Annotated in this window: 9 protein-coding genes; 5 read left to right on the forward strand and 4 right to left on the reverse strand. The window is 58.5% G+C overall.

The window, feature by feature from the left end; translation table 11 throughout:
• Positions 1-130 precede the first annotated feature (130 nt).
• From ACO6BQ_RS10405 to ACO6BQ_RS10415, 3 genes are all read right to left on the reverse strand, one after another.
• Positions 131-1,438 carry a serine hydroxymethyltransferase gene (locus tag ACO6BQ_RS10405; RefSeq protein ID WP_489120810.1) on the reverse strand — a complete coding sequence of 436 codons (1,308 nt, stop codon included), beginning with the start codon at positions 1,436-1,438 and terminating at the stop codon, positions 131-133.
• Positions 1,439-1,763: 325 nt separating this feature from the next.
• On the reverse strand, positions 1,764-3,023 hold the full coding sequence (locus ACO6BQ_RS10410; protein ID WP_489120811.1) for an SLC13 family permease: 1,260 nt from the start codon (positions 3,021-3,023) through the stop codon (positions 1,764-1,766).
• A 279-nt stretch (positions 3,024-3,302) separates the two neighbouring features.
• The gene (locus ACO6BQ_RS10415) at positions 3,303-3,539 is read right to left on the reverse strand and encodes a DUF1653 domain-containing protein (RefSeq protein WP_489120812.1); all 237 of its coding nucleotides are present in this window, start codon (positions 3,537-3,539) and stop codon (positions 3,303-3,305) included.
• A gap of 199 nt (positions 3,540-3,738) precedes the next feature.
• Here ACO6BQ_RS10415 and ACO6BQ_RS10420 point away from each other — a divergent pair, with 199 nt between their 5' ends.
• The 5 genes from ACO6BQ_RS10420 (at position 3,739) to ACO6BQ_RS10440 (ending at position 10,250) form a co-directional block, all read left to right on the forward strand.
• On the forward strand, positions 3,739-4,701 hold the full coding sequence (locus tag ACO6BQ_RS10420; RefSeq protein ID WP_489120813.1) for a D-2-hydroxyacid dehydrogenase: 963 nt from the start codon (positions 3,739-3,741) through the stop codon (positions 4,699-4,701).
• Between the two features lie 398 nt (positions 4,702-5,099).
• Positions 5,100-6,356: a glycerate kinase type-2 family protein gene (locus ACO6BQ_RS10425; RefSeq protein ID WP_489120814.1), complete on the forward strand. Its 1,257-nt coding sequence runs from the start codon at positions 5,100-5,102 to the stop codon at positions 6,354-6,356.
• Positions 6,343-7,065 carry a 16S rRNA (guanine(527)-N(7))-methyltransferase RsmG gene (gene rsmG / locus ACO6BQ_RS10430; RefSeq protein ID WP_489120815.1) on the forward strand — a complete coding sequence of 241 codons (723 nt, stop codon included), beginning with the start codon at positions 6,343-6,345 and terminating at the stop codon, positions 7,063-7,065. The genes ACO6BQ_RS10425 and rsmG overlap by 14 nt, the downstream gene beginning before the upstream one ends.
• A gap of 167 nt (positions 7,066-7,232) precedes the next feature.
• Positions 7,233-8,063 (forward strand): hypothetical protein, encoded by an 831-nt coding sequence (locus ACO6BQ_RS10435; RefSeq protein WP_489120816.1) that lies wholly within the window; start codon positions 7,233-7,235, stop codon positions 8,061-8,063.
• A 36-nt stretch (positions 8,064-8,099) separates the two neighbouring features.
• On the forward strand, positions 8,100-10,250 hold the full coding sequence (locus tag ACO6BQ_RS10440) for a putative bifunctional diguanylate cyclase/phosphodiesterase (protein WP_489120817.1): 2,151 nt from the start codon (positions 8,100-8,102) through the stop codon (positions 10,248-10,250).
• Between the two features lie 248 nt (positions 10,251-10,498).
• Here the strand turns inward: ACO6BQ_RS10440 and ACO6BQ_RS10445 are convergent, their stop codons facing one another.
• Positions 10,499-10,780, reverse strand: coding sequence for a GNAT family N-acetyltransferase (locus ACO6BQ_RS10445; protein ID WP_489120818.1), 282 nt, complete (start codon positions 10,778-10,780; stop codon positions 10,499-10,501).
• Between the last annotated feature and the right edge of the window lie 143 nt (positions 10,781-10,923).

Here is a 10,923-nt window from a genome sequence, read left to right on the forward strand (position 1 = left end):
AGGGCGAAAAAGATGTGCTAAGACGGCGCGGCTGAATTTATCAGTGCTTCCTAAATGAATTCGATGTGGTTTGCCGCAGTCAAAAGCTCCCGCATGGGCACGGGGCGGCCATACGGGAGCAGAAGGCGGGCTACTTGAGCAGATTTTTGAGGATGGACATGCGCTCGTCCGCAGCATGGTCATGGACGCTGTCCGGGGAAGCGGCGACGTATGCAGAGACATCGTTCATCCATGCCTCGGAGAAGATGGGCTTGTCCATGAGGAGTTTTGCGACGGTCATGCGCAGTCTGTCCTCCTCGCGTTCCGTGCATTTCCCGCTGAGTACGCACGCGAGTACGTCGGCGACGAGGGGCATATCCGCAGCGGTGAGACCGCGTGTGACGACTCCGGCGGTCGAGAGGCGCAGTGCCGTGAGCAGGATCTCAGACCGCATGGTCGGAATGCGGTCGAGCTTCACATGGACTCCGATGCGCCCGAGGGTGTGTACTGCCTCCGTGATGTCAACGCCCGCAGCAGGAGCGGCAAGGACGAGATGGGTCTCGGTGCCGCCCGCGAGGAGCTCGATGCCGCGTTCCCGTAGGGCGGCGGCGAGTGCAGCGGCAGAGGCCATCACCTGCTCCCCATAGGCGCGGAACTTCGGCTGTGCAGCCGCGTGCAGGGCAAAGCCGAGGGCGGCGAGGTGGTTCATGTGCAGGGAACTGTGTCCTGTGTTTGCGACGGCGGCATCGATCCGTGCGGCAAATTCTTTTTTGCAGAGCAGGATCGCACCGTCCGGACCGCGGAGGGCATCGTTCGTCGGGAAGCTTATGACATCGGCGCACGCAACGGGGGAGGGGATGAGCCCCGCCGCAACGAGCCCGACGCACTGTCCGATGTCCACCCAGAGATAGGCGTCTACGGCACGTGCGACTTCGGTGAGCCGCGCATAGTTCGGTATGCACGGATAGCTGACGGGGGAGAAGATGATGAGACGCGGACGCACGCGCTCGGCGAGCTGCATCACCTCGTCCCAGTCCACGCGCTGCGCAGCGGGGTCGATGCCGAAGTTCTCGAAATGATAGCTCAGTCCCGCACAGTGCTCCTCTTTCCTGCGGTGAAAGGAAAGGACGGTATCACCCGGGTGCAGCAGCGCGAGGAATGCGACACGCGAGGCGGCGGCAATGCCCCCAAGGCGCACAACGGCGTGCTCGCTGCCGAACAGCTCCTGCGCTCGCGTGCGCACCAGTTCCTCGATGGAGGAGGTATGTGTTGTGCCACACGCCTCAAGCGTGCTGCTCGCGAGTGCGCTCCCCTCCAGGAAGGCGGCGAGCGGCGACATGGCGTTGACCGTCGGGATCAGTGAGAGTGTGCAGCGTTGGCGGCGGATCTCGTCCTGCAGCAGGCTAAAGATGGCGGGGTCAAGTGCCTTCAGGTGCTGGAGCATTTCTTCTTTTTTCATGATGATTCTCTCCTCATAGATGCACAATGAAATGACAGGCATATCGGATGATACACCTGTCATGGGTGAGCAGTGTTCCTTTTCAGTTCGCATTGTTCACGGTCGTGCACGATGCGGAGCGGTGCTCCTGCCGCCGTTTATATGTAGGATGCCGCAGTCTTAAGGAAGCACTGATAAATTCAGCCGCGCCATCTTAACGCATCTTTTTTGCCCTGTCTGTGTCGACAAATCCTCCACATAGCTTTGGCTATGCGTCCGGTTTGTCTCCTTGACAGGACGAAAAAATCTGCGCAAATCTGACGGACTTCATTTTATCAGCGATTCCTTAGAACGGCCAGACGAGCGGGATGACGACAAGGCAGACGATCAGCGAGACAATGACGAGTGGAACGCCGACCTTGACATAGTCCATGAAGCGGAACTGCCCGGGGCCGAGGACGAGGGTGTTCGGCGGGGTCGCAACGGGGGTTGTGAACGCGCAGGATGCCGCGATACCGATTGCCATGACGACGGGGTACGGAGAGACACCGATGGTCTGGGCGATGGAGATTGCAATCGGGGCGAGGAGTGCCGCCGCCGCCGTGTTCGACATGAACTGCGTGAGCCCGCAGGAGAGGACGAACATCGCCGCGACGATCACCATCGGCGCAGGATGGCTGCCGATCAGCCCCACGACGAAGTCCGCGATGAGTTTGCCCGCGCCGCTGTGCTCCATAGCACTTGCGAGCGGGAGCATACCCGCGAAGAGGAAGATGGTCGTCCAGTCCACACCTTGATATGCCTGCTTCTCCGTGAGGCAGCCCGTGAGGACGCAGAGGAGACCGCCGATGATGGCGGAGGTCTGCATGGGGACGTTGATCTGCTTTTCGAGCACCATTGCGATGACGACCCCGATGAGGATCGCGGCGCAGATCATCATCTTGCGCGGATTCTTCGCCTCCTCTTCCTCCTTGGCGAATGCCTCGCTGTCCACAAGATTGCGCGGGCAGAGCTTGCGCCCGATGGTCAGCATGTAGATCACACCGCCGATCGAGAGCGGGATGCCGATCCATGCGAACTCGAAGAAGCCGAACGGAGTGAGACCGCTCGCGCTCAGCGTTGCACTCATGAGGATGTTCGGCGGCGTGCCGATCATCGTGATCGTACCGCCGACGTTCGCTGCGACCGCGAGCGCCATGAGCTGCGGTGAGACGGGCAGACGCGCGGCAGCGCAGATCTGGATGACGACGGGCATGAGACAGGCGACCGTCGCCGTGTTCGAGGAGACGGACGAGAGGACAATCGTTATGAGCATCAGTGCCACCATCAATGCACGCTCGTCATTGCCCGATTTTTTGACGACGGCAATGCCGATTTTTTGTGCGAGTCCCGTCTGGAACATCGCCGCACCGATGATGAACATACCGGCAAAGAGGACGACGGTGGAGTTGGATAACCCCGAGAAAACCTGTGCGGGGGTGAGTACCCCCAAGAGCCCGAGTGCGATCGCCGCCCCCATTGCCGTAACGGCGAGCGGGATAATCTCGGTCGCGAAGAGGAACGCCGCGACGGCGAGCACTCCCAGTGTCAGCATTGCTGCATCCATGAATACATCTCCTTTATACAGTTCGGTGCAGATCTTAGAGATCCGCCTAGTCTCTGGTGGAAACGGCAGAGACTTTCTTTTGATGAATTCTTATAATTCTCTCTACTGTGATCTTTTCCTGCAAAAAAAAGACGAAAGACCTATGAAACTTTCGCATTGAAGCCATAAATATCGGTTATTCTACATGAATCTACATATATTGTTGGGATTATTTTCATCAAAAAGGTTCAAACGTTAGAGGACTATCATCTAGCGTTTGGAGGCGTTCGCGGCGCGAAGTTACGGATGCACTCTTTCAAACCGATGCTTCTGCGGTGCATTCGGGTATTTCGCACGGTCGACCGCGCTCAGGAACATCGCAAGAGGGCGGGCATAGATGCCGTACGTTCCGTAGAGTGCCTGATAGATGACGAGCAGCTCACCCGTCTCCGTGTGCTCTGCCACGGTCTCAATGCGATAGAGATTGCCCTTGAAGTGCCGCCAGATCTCGCCGTGCTGTGGTGTTTCGCGTATCATTTCTCTGCCTCCTTGTCATCCTGCTTATGACGATTATAGAGATTTATAGAGGAGCTGTCAAAAGGCCTTTCCCCGTATATTTTTGGAAAAGAAAATTATGAAACGTCTTTTATCATGTGGAAAATTCGTGTAAAATTAGGAAAAGAGAAGGTGCGAGGCGGGCAGCCTGCCTTGTGTCCATGTGTGAGGAGGAAATACGATGAAAATAGTGGTACTTGACGGCTATGCCGAGAATCCGGGGGACATCAGCTGGTCGCCCCTTGAGGCTCTCGGCGATGTGACGGTCTATGACCGCACTGCGCTCACGGAGTCGCCGCTGATCGCAGAGCGCATCGGTGACGCGGAGATCGCCGTCACAAACAAGACCCCGATGACACGCAACGTCATCGACGCGTGCCCGAACCTCCGTGCCATCGCCGTACTCGCGACAGGGTATAACGTCGTGGACACGACGTATGCGCGTGAGAAGGATATCCCTGTCATGAACGTGCCCGTCTATGGTACGGACAATGTCGCGCAGTATGCGATTGCCCTCCTCCTTGAGGCGTGCTCGCAGGTGGGGCATCATGACCGCTCCGTGCACGCGGGCGAATGGACGCGGAGCATTGACTTCTGCTATTGGCAGAAACCCCTCATCGAGGTGAGCGGAAAGACGGCGGGCATCATCGGATTCGGGCGCATCGGTCAGGCGGTCGCACGTATCCTCTCCGCGATGAATGTCCATGTCCTTGCCTACAGCCGCTCCGAACGCGCGGAGGGGCGGGCACTCGCGGACTATGTGCCGCTTGATACATTGTTTCAGAAATCGGACTTTATCTTCCTGCACTGTCCGCTCACACCCGAGACCGATGGGATCATCAACGCCGCAAACATCGCAAAGATGAAGGACGGTGTCATCATCGTCAACAATGGGCGCGGACAGCTCATCGTGGAGGAGGATCTCGCGGCGGCACTCACGAGCGGCAAGGTCGGCTACGCGGCGGTTGACGTTGCATCGACCGAGCCGATTGCGGCAGAGAATCCGCTCCTCACTGCGCCAAACTGCATCATCACGCCGCATATCTCGTGGGCAACGAAGGAGGCGCGTGAGCGCATCATGCAGATGACGGCGGACAACGTGCGTGCATTTATGGAAGGAACGCCGACGAATGTCGTGAACTGAGGGGACATTCGGTATGAAAAAGCCCGTGGATGCAGTGCGTCCACGGGCGAAAATTTGTTTGTGTTTGCTGGCTACTCATAGTATACTGTAACGGAAACGTCCTGGGCAGGAGCAATCCTGCGGCGGTGTCTTTCCCCCGAAAGGGGGTGAGTGAGATGACGGAAGCGGATGCGATCGTGTTGTTGGTCGTTGCAACCGGATATTTACTCGCGATAAACAAAAAGAAATAACCGCCCATTCTGACCAATGTACGGTTATAAATAAAATGTAACGTATAATTCGGAAAGATGCCGTCATAGGACGTTTCTTTCTACACCTATTATAACAGGCGGCTGCTCTTTTGACAAGTGTGCATATGCTATGATAGGGAAAATGATTGTGGAAAAGGAGTGATCAGGATGAACCTGCGCAGTGATGCGGACGGTATTATAAAGGAAAGTCTCGCGGCGGTTCTGCCCGATGCGGCGGTGGCAAAGGCTCTCAAGGGGCACAGCTTTGGCGCGGGGCGCATTGTCCTCGTTGCGGTCGGCAAGGCGGCGTGGCAGATGGCGCGCGCAGCGGCGGACGCGCTCGGGGAACGCATCGACTGCGGCATTGTGATTACAAAATACGATCATGTCATGGGGGCGATTCCGCGCGTCACCTGCATGGAGGCAGGGCATCCCGTCCCCGATGAGAATTCGTTTGCGGCGACGGAGGAGGCACTGCGTCTGACCGAACATCTCACGGCGGAGGATACAGTGCTCTTTCTGCTGTCGGGCGGCGGCAGCGCACTCTTTGAAAAACCGCTGATCCCCGTTGCAGAGCTCACGGCTCTCACAGAGCAGCTGCTCGCCTCGGGCGCGGATATCGTGGAGATGAACACAATCCGCAAGCGCATGAGTGCGGTCAAGGGCGGCAGGTTCGCGGCGCACTGCGCCCCCGCGCACGTCTTTTCCATCGTGCTCAGCGACATCCTCGGTGACCCGCTCGACATGATCGCCTCGGGACCCGCGCACCCTGACGCATCGACGACGGCAGACGCGCACGCCATCGCACGAAAATACGGGCTGCGGCTATCGGAGGCGGCACGCGCTCTTCTCGACGCGCCCTTGCCGTCCTCCCTGCCGAACGTCACAACGCACATCACGGGCAGTGTGCGCGAGCTGTGCGCTGCGGCGGCTCATGCAGCACAGCGGCGCGGCTACGCGCCCGTTCTCCTCACCGAGCAGCTCGCGATAGAGGCGCGCGCGGCGGGACAGTTCCTCTCGTGCATCGCGCGGACACACGCGGCGGACAGTGATTCGACGGCATACATTGCGGGTGGCGAGACCGTGGTGCGGCTCATGGGCAAGGGGCGCGGCGGACGCAATCAGGAGCTTGCCCTCGCGGCGGCGGACGGCATTGCAGGTCTGAACAATGTTGCGGTGTTCAGCGTCGGCAGCGACGGTACGGACGGTCCGACGGACGCGGCGGGCGGCTACGTTGACGGCGGGACGGCGGCGGCACTCAGACGTGCGGGCAGGAGTGCGGCGGCGGCACTCGCCGAGAACGATGCCTATCCCACACTGAACGCGGTCGGGGGGCTCATCATGACGGGACCCACGGGGACGAATGTGAACGATGTCGCCGTGCTGCTCATCCGTGGGAAAGGCGGTAGACATGACGCGCTTTGAGGAGATCCTGACCATACGTTCCGCCGAGGCGGGGCTCACACTGACACCGGCGCAGATCGGGCAGTTCACCGTTTACAACGACATGCTCGTTGACTGGAACACGCGCATGAACCTCACTGCACTCACCGCACCGGAGGATGTGGCGGTCAAGCACATCATCGACAGCCTCACGGCGTACGAGCCCACGCTCTTTGGTGCGGCGAAGACGCTCATCGACGTGGGCACGGGGGCGGGACTGCCCGGCATCCCGCTTGCCGTCTATGCCCCGCACATCCGCGTGACACTCATGGACGCACTCCAAAAGCGCGTGCGATTCCTCACAGAAGTGACGGCGGCGATGGGGCTCACGAATACGCGCTGCATCCACGCACGTGCAGAGGAGGCGGCACGCGCGAAGGAACACCGCGCCGTCTACGATATCGCTGTGAGCCGCGCGGTCGCACGGATGCCCGTCCTGCTGGAGCACACCCTGCCGTTCGTACGCACGGGCGGGACAGTGCTCGCGCTCAAGGGACGCGCGTATGCGGAGGAGGCGGCGGAGGGAAAACGTGCAGCACAGATCCTCGGCGGCGGTGCAATCCATGCGCGACCCGTGCACCTGCCCGGACTTGATGATGTACGCGCAATCCTCTCCGTCACGAAGGAGCGAACTACGCCGAAGGCATATCCGCGTCGTGCCGGTCAACCAGAACAAAAGCCCTTGAAATAATTTCTTTTCAAGAGGATTTATATGATTTGTGTCGAAAGTAATATCTTAGGGATAACTATAGGTATGTTTGTTGTGCGATTTTCACAAGGACTGTGGGTTGATGCGGTTGAACGTATCCGTGCTTCCTTCAATAATACAGGGATTTCTTTCGACAAGGGGATGACGCAATGAAGCGATGGAAGGGACTCGCGCTCTGCGCACTGGCGATGCTGCTCATGGCCGCACCGCCTGTACAGGCGGCGGAGGAAACGGCTTCGGCGATGCGCATGACGACCGCAGACATTAAGGCGGCACGCGCTGAAGCCCGCGCACAGGCGCAGGCGGATCGTGCTGCCGCAAAGCAGGCGCAGAAGCAGGAGCGCGCTGCCGCCCTCGAAACCCGCAAGGCAGCAAGGGAAGCGCAGAAGCAGGAACGCGCTGCTGTCAAGGCGGAACAGTCCGCAGCACGCGTGGCGGAGAAACAGGCACTGCGCGAGGCGCGTGTCGCCACGAAAATGGAAAAGAAGGCGGAAAAGGCGCAGGAGCGGCGTGAGAAAAACGCACGCTACAAGACGCTCTTTACGGACAACAATTTCACCTATTATCTGGATGTCAAGAATACGCGCTGGGTTCCCCGTCCCTACCAGAGCTCGGAGTATATGATTGACGCGTGGGTGCGTCTCGTGGAGAACACGACAGGCGAGGCAGTCGCTGAGGATGGGAAGATTCGCTCGGCAAAATATTTTTTGGAGCACTACTACATCAGTCCACAACGGCATCAGATTATGTTCATCTCGGAGCTTGAGGTTACGGGACGCCCCGAGAACGCCGTCAAGGAGCGTGCCTACGACCCGAAGAACTGGGAACAGCTCGTTCCCGGCTCGATCGAGGATGCGCTCTATGAGAAGATCACGGCTCGCATGAAGTCGCCGCCGGGACAGCGCGGAGGACTGCTCGGCGGGACGAGCGGCATGAGCCTGCGTGACGTGGTTGAGGAGTACGCACGTATTTCGCTCTAAACGGATACAACGAGAGGAAATGGGGGGCTCGTTTTGTTGGAAAATTATGGAGAACGTGATCTCTGTCAGGTCACAGGGCTCCTCAACATGATGCAGTTTATGCGCCATGCATCCGTCCATCTGCAGGATGAACTGGCGGAGCCGCTGACATTCATCTACTTTGACATCGAGAACTTTAAGAGTTTTAACCAGCGCTACGGCTTCCAGCAGGGCAACCGTCTCCTGCGCTACGTCGCTGATCTCCTGCGCGAGACATTCGAGGGGGATCTCGTCGCGCGCTTCAACGACGACCACTTTGCCGTCGCGACCAATAGCGAAGACTCCGCCGATGCCATCCAGTTCATTCACGAGAGGATTCGTGTCTATGATCTGGGGCTGCCGATGGAGGTCAAGGCTGGCATCTACCGCCCGGGCAGGGAGGTCATGGATGTCGCACTCATTATGGATCGTGCGAAGATCGCCTGCAACAGCATCAAGAACACCTATGACCTCACATGGGCGGAGTTCAATCCGTCGATGGAGGAGGCACTGAACTTCCGCAGCCACATCATCCGCTCCTTTCAGGAGGCGATGATCGAGGGCTACATTGAGGTCTACTACCAGCCCGAGATCCGTGCGATGACACGCGAGATCTGCGGGTTCGAGGCACTGGCGCGCTGGAAGGATTCTCAGCACGGCATGATCTCGCCGGGGGTGTTCGTCCCCGTCCTTGAGGACGCGCATCTTTCTCCGCAGCTCGACCTCTACATCATCGAGCGCGTCTGTCAGGCGATTGCGCGGCTGCGTAACGATATGCCGGGCTGGGAGCTGCTGCGGGTTTCGGTCAACCTCTCGCGTGCCGATTTCCGTCTGATGGACATGGTGCAGGCAGTCGAGGATGTCCGTCTGCGCTACGATGTCGCGCGTTCTCTGCTCAACATCGAGGTCACGGAGGGCGCACAGAGCGGCGACGAGAAATTCCTTCAGGGGGAGATCGCACGATTCCGCGAAAAGGGCTACGAGGTCTGGATGGATGACTTCGGCAGCGGCTACTCCTCGCTGAACAACGTCAAGGACTACGTCTTTGACGTGCTCAAGATTGACATGAATTTCCTGCGCTCCTTCGATACCAATCCAAAGTCGGCGATCGTCATCCGCTCCATCGTCAACATGGCAAAGGAGCTTGGGATGCACACCCTCGCGGAGGGGGTCGAGACCGAGCAGCAGTATGAGTTTCTGCGCGAGATCGGCTGCGAGAAACTGCAGGGCTACCTTTTCAGCCCACCCATGCCGCTGGATCAGGCGATTGCCTACTGCCACGGACCCGAGGCAAAGGTCAAAGTCGAGCCGTTCCGTCTCGGCAGCTACTATAAGGAGATCGGCGCGATCAACGTGCTCTCGAGCGAGCCACTGGAGCGGCGCGGATCGCCTGAGATCGGAGATGCGCTCTCTCTTGCTGTTCTGGAGGAGCGCAATGGAGAGATCCGTTACCTCTACCAGAGCCGTATGTTCAAGATGTTCCTCCGCAGCATTGAGCTGGACGAGGAGAGTGCGCACACGCCGCATTACGAGCGGCGCAAACGCCAGAACGAGCGCATGCTCGCACGCATGATGAACGAGGCGGATTGCACGGGGCGCGAGGTCTATACCGACTTTATCACGCGCAACTCGTTCAACTCCGTACGTCTCAGACTTGTCACACGCGATGTGGACGATACGCGCGCCGTCTTCCTCATGGCGACGGTCAACATCTCACGCTTCTCTCCCGAGGCGGGGTCGATGCAGGAGGCGCTCAACCAGATCGTCGCGCTCTACGACCGCGTAGATCTCTTCGATCTCGGCGCGCGCAAGCTTCTGCAGCTTTACCGCGATGTATACGAGCCGAACTACACACAGGAATATGGGTATTTCGAGGAAATCGTCGCCCGTTATGCCGAGGAAAAAATTCTGCCGGAAGAGCAGAAGATTTTCAAGAAATTCTACAGCGAGAAACATCTGCATGCCGTCTTTGAGGATAAGGATGCGCACGAGCAGGTCACGATTCTCCTCCATAAGAGGATGCCGGACAAGGAACGCGTCCTGCGCCTGCACCATCTCGTGCCGTTCCGGCTCGGGCAGCGAGACTATGTCATCTCCTGCGTCCAGACCATCAACGAGAATATCATTGGCGCGGCGATCGCCGCACTCGCGGGCGAGGACGACGAATAGGCGAAAAACGCCACCGATCCCATCAAAAGACGGGACTGCTTTGCACATCTGTGCCGCAGTCCCGTCTTTGTTTTGCATCCGTTTAGGGAATCGCTGATAAAATGAAGTCCGTCAGATTGGCGTAGATTTTTTCGTCCGAACAAGGAGGCAAACCGGACGCATAGCCAAAGCTATGTGGAGGATTTGCAGGCGTTGTGCGGGCAAAAAAGATGCGTCAAGATGATGCGGCTGAATTTATCAGTGCTTCCTTAGGTTGCATCCGTGAGTACGTCGCGATACTCTGCCCTTCCCGACATCATCTTCTCTGCATAGGAGCAGAGCGGGGCGATCTTCTTGCCCCTGCTGCGCGCCTCGGTGATGACCGCCTCGATCAGACGGCGTGCGATCCCCTGCCCGCCGTATGCGGGATCGACCCGCGTATGCGTGATGATCCAACGACCGTCCGCATCCTCGATCTCCGCGACCCCGATGCGCTTGTCCCCGTCATATGCTGCGCTGCAGCAATGCTCCCTCTCAAACAGTATCTGCATGGCAATGTCCTCCCTTACTCCCATTGTACCGCAGGGAAGCGATGCTGTCTATGACTTTATTTGCCGTACGAAGATTGAATTCTGTATTTGTGGCGAATTGTCAAGTCAAGTGCAACACCTTATTGAAAAAGACTTCATAAGGA

Source organism: Centipeda sp. (in: firmicutes) (assembly GCF_057271695.1).